The 15,336-nt window shown below is 37.2% G+C and carries 16 protein-coding genes and 1 pseudogene; 2 read left to right on the forward strand and 15 right to left on the reverse strand.

What is annotated here, in order from left to right; genetic code table 11:
- Window positions 1-28: 28 nt before the first annotated feature.
- From LQ50_RS10010 to LQ50_RS10055, 11 genes are all read right to left on the reverse strand, one after another.
- Window positions 29-1,267, reverse strand: a complete 1,239-nt coding sequence (locus tag LQ50_RS10010; protein ID WP_034628773.1) for a Zn-dependent hydrolase — start codon at window positions 1,265-1,267, stop codon at window positions 29-31.
- 244 nt (window positions 1,268-1,511) lie between these two features.
- Complete coding sequence (locus tag LQ50_RS24920) at window positions 1,512-1,610, reverse strand: YjcZ family sporulation protein (RefSeq protein ID WP_084138710.1); 99 nt, start codon at window positions 1,608-1,610, stop codon at window positions 1,512-1,514.
- 238 nt (window positions 1,611-1,848) lie between these two features.
- Window positions 1,849-2,178: a hypothetical protein gene (locus tag LQ50_RS10015; protein ID WP_034628774.1), complete on the reverse strand. Its 330-nt coding sequence runs from the start codon at window positions 2,176-2,178 to the stop codon at window positions 1,849-1,851.
- Between the two features lie 106 nt (window positions 2,179-2,284).
- A complete protein-coding gene (locus LQ50_RS10020; protein ID WP_034628775.1) occupies window positions 2,285-2,953 on the reverse strand; it encodes a hypothetical protein in 669 nt (222 codons plus the stop codon).
- A gap of 272 nt (window positions 2,954-3,225) precedes the next feature.
- Window positions 3,226-3,939: a gamma-glutamyl-gamma-aminobutyrate hydrolase family protein gene (locus LQ50_RS10025; protein WP_034628776.1), complete on the reverse strand. Its 714-nt coding sequence runs from the start codon at window positions 3,937-3,939 to the stop codon at window positions 3,226-3,228.
- Between the two features lie 158 nt (window positions 3,940-4,097).
- The gene (locus LQ50_RS10030) at window positions 4,098-5,015 is read right to left on the reverse strand and encodes an NAD(P)/FAD-dependent oxidoreductase (protein ID WP_034628777.1); all 918 of its coding nucleotides are present in this window, start codon (window positions 5,013-5,015) and stop codon (window positions 4,098-4,100) included.
- 80 nt (window positions 5,016-5,095) lie between these two features.
- The gene (locus LQ50_RS10035) at window positions 5,096-5,533 is read right to left on the reverse strand and encodes a peptidylprolyl isomerase (protein ID WP_034628779.1); all 438 of its coding nucleotides are present in this window, start codon (window positions 5,531-5,533) and stop codon (window positions 5,096-5,098) included.
- 156 nt (window positions 5,534-5,689) lie between these two features.
- Complete coding sequence (locus tag LQ50_RS10040; RefSeq protein ID WP_034628780.1) at window positions 5,690-6,325, reverse strand: bifunctional 4-hydroxy-2-oxoglutarate aldolase/2-dehydro-3-deoxy-phosphogluconate aldolase; 636 nt, start codon at window positions 6,323-6,325, stop codon at window positions 5,690-5,692.
- 47 nt (window positions 6,326-6,372) lie between these two features.
- The gene (locus LQ50_RS10045) at window positions 6,373-7,896 is read right to left on the reverse strand and encodes a tagaturonate reductase (protein WP_034628781.1); all 1,524 of its coding nucleotides are present in this window, start codon (window positions 7,894-7,896) and stop codon (window positions 6,373-6,375) included.
- A 37-nt stretch (window positions 7,897-7,933) separates the two neighbouring features.
- On the reverse strand, window positions 7,934-9,430 hold the full coding sequence (locus LQ50_RS10050) for a UxaA family hydrolase (protein ID WP_034628783.1): 1,497 nt from the start codon (window positions 9,428-9,430) through the stop codon (window positions 7,934-7,936).
- Window positions 9,431-9,531: 101 nt separating this feature from the next.
- The gene (locus tag LQ50_RS10055) at window positions 9,532-10,500 is read right to left on the reverse strand and encodes a bile acid:sodium symporter family protein (RefSeq protein ID WP_034628784.1); all 969 of its coding nucleotides are present in this window, start codon (window positions 10,498-10,500) and stop codon (window positions 9,532-9,534) included.
- Window positions 10,501-10,603: 103 nt separating this feature from the next.
- On the opposite strand from LQ50_RS10055, the pseudogene LQ50_RS26255 reads away from it, so the two are divergent.
- Together LQ50_RS26255 and LQ50_RS26260 are read left to right on the forward strand one after the other, a co-directional pair.
- Window positions 10,604-10,741 (forward strand): annotated as a pseudogene (locus LQ50_RS26255) (LacI family DNA-binding transcriptional regulator); the annotation flags it as partial.
- 162 nt (window positions 10,742-10,903) lie between these two features.
- A complete protein-coding gene (locus LQ50_RS26260; protein ID WP_373279187.1) occupies window positions 10,904-11,602 on the forward strand; it encodes a substrate-binding domain-containing protein in 699 nt (232 codons plus the stop codon).
- 155 nt (window positions 11,603-11,757) lie between these two features.
- Here the strand turns inward: LQ50_RS26260 and LQ50_RS10065 are convergent, their stop codons facing one another.
- From LQ50_RS10065 to LQ50_RS10080, 4 genes are all read right to left on the reverse strand, one after another.
- On the reverse strand, window positions 11,758-12,711 hold the full coding sequence (locus LQ50_RS10065; protein WP_034628787.1) for a sugar kinase: 954 nt from the start codon (window positions 12,709-12,711) through the stop codon (window positions 11,758-11,760).
- Window positions 12,712-12,740: 29 nt separating this feature from the next.
- On the reverse strand, window positions 12,741-14,024 hold the full coding sequence (locus LQ50_RS10070; protein WP_034628788.1) for a Gfo/Idh/MocA family protein: 1,284 nt from the start codon (window positions 14,022-14,024) through the stop codon (window positions 12,741-12,743).
- 78 nt (window positions 14,025-14,102) lie between these two features.
- Complete coding sequence (locus tag LQ50_RS10075) at window positions 14,103-14,762, reverse strand: YesL family protein (RefSeq protein ID WP_034628789.1); 660 nt, start codon at window positions 14,760-14,762, stop codon at window positions 14,103-14,105.
- 27 nt (window positions 14,763-14,789) lie between these two features.
- Complete coding sequence (locus tag LQ50_RS10080; RefSeq protein WP_034628794.1) at window positions 14,790-15,323, reverse strand: hypothetical protein; 534 nt, start codon at window positions 15,321-15,323, stop codon at window positions 14,790-14,792.
- Window positions 15,324-15,336: the final 13 nt, after the last annotated feature.

Below are 15,336 nucleotides of genomic sequence, written 5' to 3' on the forward strand. Positions count from 1 at the left end.
AATGGATTTGTGTATGTTCATTTTCAAATTATTTGTCTCTCAATATTGTTAATACCGCCTCTAATAAAACATTAGCCCCTTGTTCACACTCTTTCCATGAAGTTTCTTCCTCTTCACAATGACTCTTACCATTTTTGCTAGGTGAAAAGAGCATGACGGAAGGAGCTATTGTATGAATAAATTGAGCATCGTGTCCTGCCCCACTAATCATTCTCTTATAAGAGTAGCCTAATGACTTCGTTGACTTCTCTAGCAATTGGACAAGATTTTCATCAAACCAAACTGTATCTCGTGACCACATTTTTGAAAGTTCAACCTGACACCCCCCTTGCTCTGTCATGAACTCAACTTGCTCCAATAAATGTCGTTCTACGTCTGCGATCACCATTTCATCCTTATGCCGTGCCTCAAATGAAAACACCACTTTATTTGGGATCACTGTATGTATATTTGGCTTCACATTTACCCTGCCAATTGTGTACACAAGTTCTCCATTTAATAAGTCCAGCTTCTGTCGAACATTATGAATGAAATCATTCATTGCAAATAGGGCATCTTTTCTCATTGACATTGGAGTTGTCCCTGCATGGTCGGACTCACCTGTGATTTCAATTTCATAACAAACCATACCCATTACTGCCTCCACCACCCCTATAGAAAGACCTTCACTCTCTAAAACCGGCCCTTGTTCAATATGAAGTTCTATAAATGCAGCTGCTTCCTCTAAGCGATTTTCAATTGAGCCCTCATAGCCACTTTTTTTCAATGCTTCCTCAAACGTAATTCCTGCTATATCTACCTTTTTAAGCATTTCCTCCTTATTGAATTTTCCTGATAACACACCAGAAGCCATCATAGAAGGCTCAAATCGTGCTCCTTCTTCATTCGTAACATTAATAATCGTAATTGGGATCCTTGGAGTAATGTTATGCTCCACTAATGTGCGAACGACTTCAAGGCCAGCTAGGACCCCTAAAACACCATCAAAACGCCCACCTTTTTTAACTGTATCTAAATGAGACCCCATAACAATGGGAGGCTTATTCTCTAGTCCTGGAAGAGTCGCATATATGGAGCCCATGTCATCGACTGTTATTGTCATCCCAAGTTTTTCACAACAAGAACAAAAATAATTACGCGCTAAACGATCTTCTTCTGAAAGAGCTAAACGTGTTACACCATTATTAGTTGTCCTACCAAAGTCTGCAAATGTTTCTAGCTCTTGTTTTAACCTCTCACCATTCACCAACAACTTCTGTGTTTGCATCGTATCCGCTCCTTTTTACATTTTCAAATACCCTTTCCAAGTATTATCTCTTATTGTACTGTTCATTTTATTGATCCTTCATCTAGTTCGTAAACATATGTAACAACCTTTTTCGCGACTTAACCTTGTTCGTTTTACAACCCTATTTCCTTCCATCACGAATGTTTTCTTATGTATTTTAAACAACTGCCCCAAACCATCTAACGATTTGGAGCAGTTTTTCACCATTTGTTAAAACGTCATATTAGTAACCGTAACCTACATATGACGCGCCGATAATAATTAACAAGATGAACAATACGACGATTAACGCAAAGCCACCTCCGTGTGCATATCCTGACATGCTTAACACCTCCTTCACGTTAGGTCAAATAGCAGAAATTAACTACTATTCTTGGTACTATATGCAAATGATTTTCAACTTGTTTGGGTGAATGCAGGTTTTTTAGAAATATCTATAATGTTATGAGTCTAACAATACTCAGCAAAAACAAAAAGAAATAGTGCATAACTCAGCACTATTTCTTTTTTATTAGTCGTTTATTTGTAGGATAAAAAAAGTAATTCGTAACATCTCTCAACTATATCCATGAAAATCCTCTATGGGCTTTACCGTCCTCATCAGGGTTAGATTCCACTTTTCTAGGAGGACCAAATAATAGTCTTGCCCACGGGTCAACAACTTCTTTTTTCTTGGGCGGTTCTTTCTTGTCATCAACTGGCGTTTCTGGCTTTTTGTCCGGCATTGGTTTCTTGTCCTCAGGCTTACAATCATCAATTGGCTTTTTTACATCCTCAATCGGCTTCGTAGGTTTAGGTCCTTTTCTGTCCTGTAGAGGCTGTAGTGCGACAGGGCTCCTACGCTCAGCTAACGGCTCTAATTGCTCTAAAGGCTTTTGCTTTTCTGTCATTTTCTAATCTCCTCCAAAGTTTTTCGATATGGTATTACCATATGGAGAAATGACACGAAATGACTGGGTATATGTGTATTTTTTTCCATTTAGCAAAATTTAACCTCTACAGAATCATGACATTATCCAAAGTGTGAAAAAAACGCTTTGATTGAAACGGTTGTGATTCAGCATCACGACTTAATTGAAGAAACTCTTTAACATTCATGTTCACTTCTTCTTCAAGTGAGTTAATTCCAAGTACCGGCTCGTTTTCATATTCATGAACTAGCCAGCTAGCAAGTCCGCTTGGAGATCGAAGGATATTAAATGACGTAACAACCTCTTCTACATTTATAGATTCAAGTAATCGTAAGGCTCTTTCTAATTGAAAAAAGGTTCCTTCATCCTCTTTCGACCAGGTCGTTTGTATGAGAGTTAGAACATTTTGCATCGTTTCTTTTGTAGTTGGATCAAACTGTTTCCGTAGCGGTAGTTGGTCAATTAATGAGGAAAACGTACCATCCCCTAGCTTAATTGTCTTCGGATCCATTTCATGAATCGAAAAATAACCAATAAAGGCCGTTGGTAAAAAAATATATTGTAAAAACCCTGTTACAGCTTTAATGTTTGGAAAAAGCAAACGAATGGATTCATGTTGTCCTGAATGAATATTTAAGATTTGTCCTATGAAAATTAAATCATTTTGTTTATAAACTTGCGTAGATGGGGATAACCATTTATCACTATGTTTCGCCTTTTCTTTCCAGTATTCAGCATAACGGTATTTACTCATCTTGCACCTACCTTCTTAAAAATGATACTAAAAAAGACAGTCCTTCTACTTAACTAGGACTGTCCAACGTTGTCGTATAAACTGATATATTTATATGATTAACAAAATAAGACATTTTATACAACCACATTTAATTTTTATTTGATGATCTCTTTGGAAAAGGAAGAGGAATGTAGTTAGTCATGTTTTATTCATTATATCAACGCTCATTCCCCTCTACAATAAGCAATTTATTTTGTTATAGTCTATCTTCCTATACTAAATAATCATCTTTAAACGTCATCATTCTTACAAGCTCGTAAAAAAGATTCAAAGACTGACTTTGCATAATAGTCCCCATTTGGTAACATGCCTTCAGGGTGCCATTGAAGTCCTAACACAAACGAATGAACTGTACTTTCAATTGCCTCTATAACCCCATCACTAGCAATTGCACTTACTTGAAAATTGGTTGCAACCTGACGATTTGCTTGATGATGATAACTGTTTACTTTAAACTTCAATTCATCTGTAACTCGATGCAACAAACTTCCATCTAGAACTCTGACAAAATGAGACCCATGTGTCATCGGTGCGACTTGTGTATGTTGTAAAAGCTCCTTATCCTTTTGACTATAAATATCTTGGTACATATCACCACCAGCAGCAATATTTAATATTTGACACCCTCTGCATATTGCTAATATTGGTTTATCTCTTTCTAAGAACTTCTTAATCATACACATTTCAAATTGATCACGATCAGGACGTATTAAACCAAGCTTAGGATGAGGTTCTTCCCCAAACAAAGTCGGATCAATATCACCACCACCTGAAAGCAGAAGTCCATCAAGTCGTTCTACAAGTGGATCTAGTTCATTATGTTCAACAATATTAGGAAGGACAATTGGGATTCCGCCTGCTCGTGTAACAGCTTTTACATACTGGTGAGACAACATACTTTCATTATTATTTTCTGATGTGGAGATTCCTATCAATGGCCTCATTTTGTACCAACTCCTTCAGCTTTGTTTCACTAAGGTAACGCAGAATAATAGGTTAATCCAATAGAAGTTTCTTATAAGGGGATATAACAAATATTTATTACAATGTTTCATCCTTATACTAAAAAGCCTGCAAAACACCCTGCAGGCAAGATCACAATTTATTTTCTCAACCAATCTTCTTCAACAAATTCATGATTCATATTCACGCCGGTTTCATAACCTTCAGCCGCAGCCCCCATTAAACCTGTAAATCGTTTCGCTGCATCCCCAATAATATAGAGCCCATCCACACTTGTCTTGCCGTGATCTTTTGTTTCAAATGCTCCATTATCTCCTAAAGATACACCCAGTTTTCTTGGGAGCATTGTCGCTTGTTCAGCACCAGTATTTACAATAAAAGCCGCTTTCCTGTTGAGCGTTTCTCCGTCTGTAAACATAATTTCTTTTAAAAAGCCATTCGTAGAATTTAATTTTTCTATTTCCGTTTGCACCAGACGAATGCCATGTTGAGCGATCTCTTCTTTTTCCTTTTCTTTAAGCTTAGCAGGTCCATTAGTAGCGACGACTAAATCTTTACTCCAATTATAGATCAAACGGATATAGTGAATGAGGTCTTTTTGATTTCCAATAACAGCAAGAGGTAAATCACGATGCTCCCACCCGTCACAATAAGGACATGAAAAAATGGATTTACCATACGTTTTTTCTAATCCAGGAATACTTGGTAAGTGCTCTTTCAATCCAGTAGCGAATATAATTTTTCGACTAGAGATGATCCTTCCTATTTGAGTCGTTGTAGTAAAATGAGTCTTCTCATTTTCAACGTCTTCAACTAGGTCATTAACAATCGTGACGTTTTCATACTTCATCATCTGCTTGAGTGCAATCTCACGTAGCTCAAATGGCTTGATTCCATCACGCGTTAAAAACCCATGCGATTCATATGTTACTTCATTTCTTGGATGACCTGAGTCAATCAGTACAACACTTCTACATGATCTACCAAGTACCAATGCTGCGCTTAATCCACCAGGACCACCACCGACAATTGTGACATCAACCGTTTGATGCTCCATCGCTATTCTCCCTTCTGCCTTTTTTTCTTGAAAAAGAGCAATAAAAAAGGCAGACCTAGTCTGCCCCTTTTTCTTGCATATTACTCTTCATCCCAAACTTTTACTTCTTGCATTGTATCACCTTGTTTAATACGGTAGACAGAATCAAGTCCTTCTACAACTTGTCCAAATACTGTATGAACACCATCTAAGTGAGGTTGCGGCTCATGTACGATGAAGAATTGGCTACCACCCGTATCTTTTCCTGCATGCGCCATTGAAAGAGTACCTGCCACATGCTTATGTGGATTTCCAGCAGTTTCACATTTAATTGAGTAACCAGGACCTCCTGTACCATTTCCAACTGGGCAGCCACCTTGAGCAACAAACCCTGGAATGACACGATGGAAAGTTAATCCGTTATAGAACCCTTCATTCGCTAGTTTTTCGAAATTTTCAACGTGACCTGGTGCAGCTTCTGGGTAAAATTCAATAACAAGCTTTTCACCGTTTTCAAATGAAATAGAACCTTTTTTCATATGTATAGCCTCCAATTTGATTTAGATTCACTTTATTGTACACGATTCAGATTCCAATGTGAAATTGAAATGATTAGCGATAACAATTAATTTCTTGGTCAGTTTCCGACTCTATTAAAAAAAGCTGTTGAAAAGTTCTTTCAACAGCTTTCATTCTTATTCTCTTGCTTGTTTAACCATTGTTACAAATTCTCTTGCCTTATCTGTTATCGAGAGAAGGGACTCTTCATTAATTGTAGTTGGTACAAGTGTACTTCCAACTCCAAGACCTACAGCTCCCGCTTTAATGAATTCAGCAGCATTCGTTACATCAATGCCTCCTGTCACCATTAAAGGAATATGAGGCAATGGACCTTTAATATTTTTAATATATGATGGACCAACCGCATTTGCTGGGAACACTTTAATGAGGTCAGCACCATGTTCATAGGCAGTTAAAATTTCTGTCGGTGTCAATGCGCCAGGAATACTAAGCACGCCATATCGTTTAGACATCTTTATTGTTTCTACATTAACCGTTGGAGAAAAAACAAATCTTGCTCCAGATAAAATAGCTGCGCGTGCCGTTTCTGGATCTAATACCGTTCCTGCCCCTACGATCACATCTTCATTATCAAGTTCTGTTGCCACCTTTTCAATAATCGACATGGCTCTTGGTGTTTCTACTGTAATTTCAAGAGCCTTAACTCCTCCTTCGCTTAAGGCCTTTCCGATTTCTACGATATTTTCTGGCTTTGAGCCACGGATAACTGCAACAATACCACTTTCTGTAATTTGTTCTAATAAATTCATTGCTTCCTCCTATCGCTACTACCTTACGCCAACGTTGTTATGTTTCGTTAAACGTTTGCTTTTGTAAATTTTTTTACACTTTCTTTCATACCATCCTGCAATATCCTAGATACATTACCTGCTACCAATTCAGTAAGTCCTTCTATTTCATTTAATTTTATACCCCAAAGCTCATTATCTTCTAGTATTGACCTGGTTAAACGGGTGACATCTTCTCCACCATTCTCAAATTGCTCCCACGCATTTGCTAACACCTCTAGAGCTACTTTATTATCACGAATCGTATATTCATCATTTCCTCGTCGTCCAATGAGAAAATCTCCTTCCTTTCTGGTAGGTCGATAATAAACAATTAGAGCCGCTAGTGAAAACAAAATTGATTGTGGCAGCTTATTCGTATGCCGAATATAATCCAACAAAGAAGGTATCAGTCTTGATTTGTATTTATAAATGGCATTCATGCCAATATCAGCTAAAAAGTGCTTGTTATATGGATTTTCAAATCTTTCTATGACTGATTCAACAAATGCTCTCTTTTCTTCCTCCTCCATCTTCACTGTAGGAAAGATCTCCTCAATCATACCAGTTTTCACAAATTCACCTAATTCAGGATCTTGTATCGCTTCTAAAACCGTATCAACACCAGCTAAATAACAAACCGAAAACATCATTGTATGTGGTCCATTTAATAATCGAACTTTAAGCTCACGATATGGCGTTACCGGTCCCCACTTCACATTTAGGCCAGCTTGGTGAAACGGCAAGCGCTTTGTGACATCGTCCCCTGCCTCAATAGCAAATAAATGATACGGTTCTCCAGCTGTTAAAAGAACATCTTCATACCCAAGAAGGTTTCTATATTCACCAATATTATCTTTAGGATATCCTGTCACAATCCGGTCGACTAATGTATTGCAAAACTGATTATCATTGTTGATCCAAGTAATAAAGTCCTCAGGCATTTTCCATTCTTTTGCATATCGTAGAACAAGCTCTTTTAATAAATCACCATTTCCTTCTACTAATTCGCAAGGGATTAAGACTAAACCTGCATCAGGTTTTGCGTTCATCACCTTATAACGATGATACAAAAAGGCTGTAACCTTTCCTGGAAAAGATAAAGGCGATTTTTGCTCATCATATGCTTCTTCTAAGTAGGTAAGACCAGCTTCTGTGGTATTAGAAAAAACAAACTGAATATCAGGTGATTCCGCTACCTTTAAAACCTCGGCCCAATTGCTATATGGATTAATTCCTCTAGAGATCGATGAAATAATTTCGTTCCGTTCAACGATCTGTCCATTTTCAATCCCTCGTAAAGCTAGAGTGTATAACCCATCCTGGGCATTAAGCTTTGGTACAACTTTCCCGTGTGGTGTAGGCTGGATTGCGACTACTTTCCCATTAAACAACCCTTGTTTATTTAATTCATGAATCATCCAATCCACGAATCCTCTTAAAAAGTTCCCCTCACCAAATTGAACAACTTTTTCTGGCCAATGGTCTTGATATTCATACGTAACTTGAGCAGGAAGGTTTTTTAATTTTAATGAACGGCTTAATTGTTCCATCTAAAAATCACTCCTTAGTTGAGTTTGCGAAAAAGAATTATAAAATAACACCATCTTTAAAGATAGAAATCTCTTTAAATCCGTTCTTTTCATTATTAGTACGAACGTTTCCTGAGGCTAATTCAATAATGTAATCAAACAATTCATCTGTCAGTTCATCCATTTCCTTTCCATAAATCAGTTCACCAGCATTAAAGTCAATCCAGTTTTTCTTCTTCTTAAATAGATCGCTGTTTGTTGACATTTTTACTGTTGGGACAGGTCCACCAAACGGAGTTCCTCTTCCAGTTGTAAAAATGACAATATGCGCTCCGGAAGCGGCTAACGCTGTAACCGATACAAGATCATTCCCAGGCCCTTGAACTAAATTTAGCCCAGGTTCGGTTACGCGTCCTCCGTATGGCAACACATCGTTTACAGGTGAGAATCCGCCTTTTTGAACACAGCCTAGTGACTTTTCTTCTAATGTGGTAATGCCGCCTTTTTTATTACCTGGTGACGGGTTTTCATAGACTACTTGGTCGTGCTTAATAAAGTAGTCTTTAAAGTCATTGACCAAATCAACAATCATCCCGAAAACCCTTTCATTTTTTGCCCGGTTCATGAGAAGTGTTTCTGCTCCAAACATTTCTGGTACTTCTGTTAAAATTGATGTACCTCCATGTTCAATTAATTTATCCGAAAAGGACCCAACAAGGGGATTCGCTGTAATGCCTGAAAAGCCATCAGAGCCTCCACACTTTAACCCTACTTTTAATTTTGATACAGGAACTTCTTCACGTGTGAAAGTTTTTGCATAGGATACAACTTCATCAAGTAACTCTAACCCTTCCTCTAGCTCATCATCCGCTTCTTGTACGCTTAAAAATCTCACTTTACTCTCATCAAAGTCACCAATCACTTTTTTGAATTCAGCAATATGATTATTCTCGCAACCTAATCCCAGTACTAGAATTCCTGCTGCATTAGGATGATGTACGAGGTCACTTAAAATTTTCTGAGTATTGTAAAGGTCATCGCCAAGTTGGGAACAGCCAAACAAATGCGGGTAATGATATACTCCATCAATGCCCTCCCCTCTATATTGACTATCCGCTGTCTTCGCTAATAGTTCTGCGGTTTTATTAATACAACCTACTGTGTTTATGATCCAAATTTCATTCCGAATTCCAACTTCACCATTTGCACGAACATACCCTTTAAACGTTCTTTCGCTTATCTGATTATTTGAAAGAGAGGCTTCATTAGGAGCAAACGTATAATCTAATGTTCCCGATAAATTTGTTTTTGTGTTATGAGTATGGACCCAATCTCCTACTTCAATTGCTTCTGTTGCATGCCCAATTGGAAACCCATACTTCATTACATCTTGATACTTTTTTATTGGTGCAATCGCTACTTTGTGCCCGGTCGGAACAGCCACCTTTAAAGAAATATTTTTATCGTCAAATTGCAAGGTCTCCCCAGCTTCATAATTTTTAAGTGTGACAACTACATTATCAGCCTTGTTAACTAAAAGATAATTTGAGCTCATTTTTGACCTCCTCTTTATTATTTTCATAGGGTTCAAGAAAAATAACAACGTTGTTATTTTAATTTTATAAAAGAGTAGGATAAAAGTCAATTAAGAAAAAATTAATTTACTAACTTATACTCATTTTGACCTTTCTCTTTCTTACGTAAGTAATTTGAAAGGATTTTACCATAAAATGCTGCCAATGTTTGTTGAAAAAGCGTTCCAAGGACAATGGGTACAGAAGCAGGAGCCGGAAAATATAAAATCGCAATCGTTGCCCCAACACTTATATTCCTCATTCCGCTATTAAACAATAAACTTATGATTACATCGTTTTCAAATTTTGAGAGCTTCCCTAAAATAACCCCGAGTATATATCCTAAAGAGGCAAGGAAGAAGACAACCACGGCAATAGCAACGAGCTTCCAATTTAAGCTTAAAACAGGTGCTGCAACGGAACTATTGATGGCGATAACAAAAAACAGGCCAACTTTTGAAAATGGCGCAAGTGTCCCTTTAACATCTTTTTTCTTTAGCATTGGAATATAATTTAACGCAATTCCTAACAATGACGGAATGACAATCATTAAAAACAAGTTCAACATCAAACTCCATGTATGAACCTCAATACTCGCTCCAACAAACAGCTGCAAAGAAAGCGGGATTACAATTGGAGCTAAAAGTGTGTTCACTAATACAATTAATAAAGAAACTGAAGAATTCCCTTTATAAATAGAAACCCACATCAAACTGATGACCCCTGTAGGAATGATAAAGGCAATAATTAAGCCTACAATGGTTAAATAATCGTTTGGAAAAAATGCGTTTCCTAACAAAAAGGCCATACATGGCATGAGAATTTGAATGATACCTAGTGAAAGAAAAATCGGTTTAGGGTGTAATATTGCCGTTTTTATCTTTTCTATTTGCACCCCAACGCTGCTCGCAAATGTTATAAAGGCAAAGATCCACGGGACTAATATAACCCAAGACTGAATATATTGAGCTAAAATCAATCCTAACACAACACTACTTGGTGTAATAAAAGGCATAGCTTTTTCTAAATGTTTATTTATCGTCTGGATCATTTTCATACTCCTTACTCTACAACACAATTACGTATCTCTTATAAATCTTACTTTACTTTGGTATAATAAGTAAATAGATTAACAACGTTGTAAATGGAGGAAGACTATGGGGGTAACAATAAAGGATATAGCTAGACATGCAGGTGTAAGCTATTCAACGGTATCAAAGGCTTTAAGAGACAGTCCATTAGTGAAAAAACCGACGAAAACAAAAATTATCAAAATAGCAGAGGAACTAGGCTATCAACCAAATGTAGCAGCAAGAAGCCTTGTGCAAAAAAAATCGTTTACAATCGGAGTCGTTTGGCCAAGTGTAGAAAGAGTGGCTCCTTCTATATTGATCACAAAAATAAATGATTTTTTAGAAGAAAAATCCTATACGACACTTTTGTCTATTAACAAAGTGGAATCAGCCATTGCGACATTCAACCGATTTCAAGTAGATGCCATTTTAGTTTTTGGTGAAAATAACAGTGTACTGAGCGACACATCTATCCACACTACCGTTCCAATTCTTTATTACGGGCTAAAAGAAAACTCAACGTATCCAACAATTGATGTTAACCGAAGAAAAGCAATCAAACTAGCTGTGAATTATTTAGAAGAAATTGGTCATAAAAAAATTGCTTTTATCGGTGACTTAACTGATAAAGACCCACTACAAAAAGAAAAAGCAATCGGTTTTTTTGAAGCCATGAATGTTAAAAAAGCTTCTGATTTACCAGAATTAGCCATACCCACCAACGGTCTGGAGGTACATGATGGATATCACGCTGCCAAAGTGGTTCTTGCCAATAACAAAGACATTACAGCCATTATTACTGGAAGTTACGATCTAACACGTGGGGTTCTTCGAGCAGCAAATGAGCTTTCTCTTGACGTGCCGAAAGATCTTTCCATTATTAGCTACGACAATATTCCACAGTCGGAAAATTTAGGAGTAACTTTATCAACGGTAGGTGTCCCAGTCACCAGAATTGCTAAGCACATTAACGAGACCCTTCTTTCGATTATTGAAGGACACAACATTCAAGACTCTATTATTTTAGACCCTGAGCTAAATATTGGTACCTCTTGTGCCCCCTTTGGGTGGTATGACTAAATCCTGCAAAGTCTAGAACATTATTGACAATGGCTTCGTTCACTGCTCGCCTTGAAAATGACTCACTCCTGCTCTCTATTAAAAGATGCAGCAACTAAGCTCATTGCTTCAGGGGTGTCTCAAAAGGTCAAAATCAGACCTTTTGAGACACCCCCTTATCTGCTAATATCTTCTAGTTCGGTTGAGGAAAGAAACTGATGGATTTCCGTTCTACTTGGCAATCCTTCAAAATCTCCCGGAATTTGTACCGCCATTGCTCCAACTGCGTTTCCACGTTCAACCGCTTGATACATTGGTAAATGATCCAATAAGCCAGAGATGACCCCAGCCGCAAAGCCATCTCCTGCTCCAACAGGATCAACCACTTGATCAACATGGAAGCCAGGTACTAGCTCACTTTGTTCTTTTGTAAAATAATACGCTCCCTTTTCACCGACTTTCATCACTACAAGTGAAGCACCATGTTCTAAAAACTTCTGTCCTAAAGATTCTATATCTCTTTCTCCAAACATAAACTCACCTTCTGAAATACCAGGCAAGACAATATCTGATTTTGAAGCTATTTCAAGTAGGACTTCTCTTGCACGTTCTTCAGACCACAGTTTTTTTCGTAAATTAGGATCAAATACAACCTTAATGTCGTTGTCTTTTGCAATCTGAATCATTTTCATCACGGTCTCATAACAGCTTTCGCTTAGAGCTGGCGTAATGCCAGTTATGTGAATATATTTTGCTTGTGCGATATACTGTTCATCTAAATCGGTAACTTGCAATTGACTTGGTGCTGAACCTTTACGATAATATTCTACCTTTACATTGCTGGCATTTCTTACTTCCTTAAAATAAAGGCCTGTTTGCGCTATCTCATCAACCTTAACCTGGCTAACATCAATTCCTTCTCCTCGAATAAACGAAAGCAACCCCTTCCCTAATTCATCGTTACCAACTTTGCTTATCCACCCTACTTCATGACCAAGCCTTGTTAGACCAATCGCTACATTTGATTCAGCCCCACCAAACTTTCTCGAGTAGGTTGCTGCATATCTCATTAAAGGCGATGACTCAGGACTAAACACCGCCATTGACTCTCCAATTGTTATAACATCCATCCTAAATTCCTCCTGTATGAATTCTAAACTTATTCATATATATAGTTTTCTAGTAATTGATCAATTCGAATCGGTTGATTCTGCTTGCTAGATTTCCATACTCCTTCACCAACAGCAATGGAATAAGCTCCAGCTTCAGAGCCTGCTAAGATTTCATATGATCTATGAGGATCTATTCCTAGAAAGAGATCTTCTTGGATCAATGGATCCCCCCCACCATGACCGCCCTCATTTTGGACAACATGGATGCTTTCCTTTGACCCGAACAAAGGAAAGTAATCAATCGTTTGCTCTGGAACTGGGAAGGGGATCCGACTAAGTTCGTGAAATTCCTGTGTTTCAATCCTTCCCTTTGTTCCATTTACAGCTAGTCGATATCCTTCATAAGGCAATGAAAAGTTAATTGAGTAGCTTAACAAAGCACCTTGATCGTATTTCACTGTGGCCACATATGTATCTTCAATTTCAATTTCATGATCGAAAATACATGCATCAGGCCGATAGTTCGTATACTTTTCTTCCACACCTGCTTTTATATGGTTGTCTTTCACTTTTACTGAATTCGTGCGGTTGTTCCAGCGATTATAGTAATTACATATTAACTTCTCTTTACATGTACCACAGTAGCGGTTATCAATTTGACTTGGGTTTTCTTCTCCATTTTTTCCATAGTAATGTAAATCGCCGTATGCAAAGACCTCGACCGGCTTTTGATCAATCCACCAATTCACTAAATCAAAATGATGAGTAGATTTATGAACAGATAACCCTCCCGAATGCTTCCTCATTCTATTCCACCTTTTAAAATAACTCGCTCCATGATACGTATCGATATACCAATTCAAATCAATAGATGTAACCTTTCCAATTTTCCCTTCTAGAATTAGCTCTTTTATTTTTCGGTGAAATGGATTATAACGATAATTAAAAGCTACAGTTACCTTCCCCTGACTGGTCTTTTCAGCTTCCATAACTCGTCTCGCATCATGACTAGTAATAACCATTGGCTTTTCACATATAATATCTAAATCAAATTTGAGACCTTGTAAAATATAATCAACATGTGTATCATCGCGACTCGTAACAATTACTGTAGTTGCTTCTGTTTGAGCAATCATTTCAGGAAATTGCTCAGGTCTGTAGCTAGGAACACTCGCTAATTCTGGAAACATCTCATAGAGGAGTTCTACTCGTTTTTCATCTAAATCTAATAAGCCAACGATCTCATTTTCTTGTGAATATTTCGTTAATATGGGTTTAATAAACATTTGCATCGCTCGATTGCTTAGTCCACAAACAACAATTCTATTCATTTTCTCACCCCTTAACAACGTTGTTATTATTATTTTTTATAAAGGGTGAATTCTATTACATGAATCACCCTTATCAAACTATATAACCTCTACTTCTCTTGCAGCTTGTTCCTCTTCATACTGTTGATTCTTTTTCTCAACATTTTTAAAGACAATATTCATAACCCACGTCAATACATAGCAAATTAAACTAGCTGCAAAAAATGGAATTAACCCTGGAAGGAACATCATTACCCACTGTATTCCTACAATTCCAGCAACCATTAAAACAACATATTGAGGATAAGCTAGACCTAGCAATAACGATGTCTTTAGGTAATTAGTTCCTTTTAAATTGAGTTGAACATACGTTGGGAAAAAAGTGAGCAATGTAATAAGATATACTATGCTAATAACAAGGAAAATATATCTTAATACCGTCATCCAAAGCACTTGTTCCGGCACTAGGATAAAATTCATATAGAGAATATAACCAATAAAAACAAAGAAAACTCCAAATACGTTCGACTTAACGATTTCTGATTTATAATAGCCCCAAAACGTTCTAAAAAGCGGAAAATCTCCTGAACCATTGATCCATTTTCTCGTAACAGCAAACATCGCAACTGTTGCTGGCATAAATCCAAAAATAACTAATCCCATTAAGGTAAACATGATCCAGAGTATATTAATATAGGCCAGCCTCGAAATAAATACGCTCGCTCGATAAAAGCTGCCCATAAATCCGTTCATTTCCATCATGTTTCCTCCTTTCTTTCTAGCAAACTAGTTTGTCTCTATTATATATCGAAGCAGCTCTTTTGAAAACGCTTTATTTTCACTGTAAATAGGTATAATAGCCACCAAAGGCTCGTCTAGTGTTACTCCTAATCTCTTTAAAAACGGAGATTCATTATTAATTGGTAATGCATGAACATGCGTTTTCCCTGTTTCTTCATGAACATTTTTATAATCATTTGGAATCTGATCAAACGTAGCTTGATCAATTACTTCATCTAATGGAATGAGTCCAACTGGATCATACGCCGCTGACATAAGCTCTTCCTTCAAAAATAGAAGATCACCGTTATGTCCTGCAATTTCAACAACTAATCTTTCATATGTTACCGGAAACATCAATAATTCTAAATCAGCCCTTTCAATATCAATAGCCTCATTGACGAGTGTCTCTATATTTTCATGAACTGATTCCGGCATATCAGAGAAAAAAAGTACTTTATAGTTTTCTTCATTGCTATTGCAACCAATGATCATCATTAAACATGTAAATAGAAAAATAATCTTTCCTAAAACCTTCATTTATATTTCCCTT

This window comes from Halalkalibacter okhensis (assembly GCF_000787375.1).
Taxonomy (GTDB): domain Bacteria; phylum Bacillota; class Bacilli; order Bacillales; family Bacillaceae_D; genus Halalkalibacter; species Halalkalibacter okhensis.

Excerpts from the sequence above, each read along its gene's own strand:
- LQ50_RS10010 (WP_034628773.1), bottom strand. The coding sequence starts at position 1,267 with ATGCAAACACAGAAGTTGTTGGTGAATGGTGAGAGGTTAAAACAAGAG.
- LQ50_RS24920 (WP_084138710.1), bottom strand. The coding sequence starts at position 1,610 with ATGTCAGGATATGCACACGGAGGTGGCTTTGCGTTAATCGTCGTATTG.
- LQ50_RS10015 (WP_034628774.1), bottom strand. The coding sequence starts at position 2,178 with ATGACAGAAAAGCAAAAGCCTTTAGAGCAATTAGAGCCGTTAGCTGAG.
- LQ50_RS10020 (WP_034628775.1), bottom strand. The coding sequence starts at position 2,953 with ATGAGTAAATACCGTTATGCTGAATACTGGAAAGAAAAGGCGAAACAT.
- LQ50_RS10025 (WP_034628776.1), bottom strand. The coding sequence starts at position 3,939 with ATGAGGCCATTGATAGGAATCTCCACATCAGAAAATAATAATGAAAGT.
- LQ50_RS10030 (WP_034628777.1), bottom strand. The coding sequence starts at position 5,015 with ATGGAGCATCAAACGGTTGATGTCACAATTGTCGGTGGTGGTCCTGGT.
- LQ50_RS10035 (WP_034628779.1), bottom strand. The coding sequence starts at position 5,533 with ATGAAAAAAGGTTCTATTTCATTTGAAAACGGTGAAAAGCTTGTTATT.
- LQ50_RS10040 (WP_034628780.1), bottom strand. The coding sequence starts at position 6,325 with ATGAATTTATTAGAACAAATTACAGAAAGTGGTATTGTTGCAGTTATC.
- LQ50_RS10045 (WP_034628781.1), bottom strand. The coding sequence starts at position 7,896 with ATGGAACAATTAAGCCGTTCATTAAAATTAAAAAACCTTCCTGCTCAA.
- LQ50_RS10050 (WP_034628783.1), bottom strand. The coding sequence starts at position 9,430 with ATGAGCTCAAATTATCTTTTAGTTAACAAGGCTGATAATGTAGTTGTC.
- LQ50_RS10055 (WP_034628784.1), bottom strand. The coding sequence starts at position 10,500 with ATGATCCAGACGATAAATAAACATTTAGAAAAAGCTATGCCTTTTATT.
- LQ50_RS10065 (WP_034628787.1), bottom strand. The coding sequence starts at position 12,711 with ATGGATGTTATAACAATTGGAGAGTCAATGGCGGTGTTTAGTCCTGAG.
- LQ50_RS10070 (WP_034628788.1), bottom strand. The coding sequence starts at position 14,024 with ATGAATAGAATTGTTGTTTGTGGACTAAGCAATCGAGCGATGCAAATG.
- LQ50_RS10075 (WP_034628789.1), bottom strand. The coding sequence starts at position 14,762 with ATGGAAATGAACGGATTTATGGGCAGCTTTTATCGAGCGAGCGTATTT.
- LQ50_RS10080 (WP_034628794.1), bottom strand. The coding sequence starts at position 15,323 with ATGAAGGTTTTAGGAAAGATTATTTTTCTATTTACATGTTTAATGATG.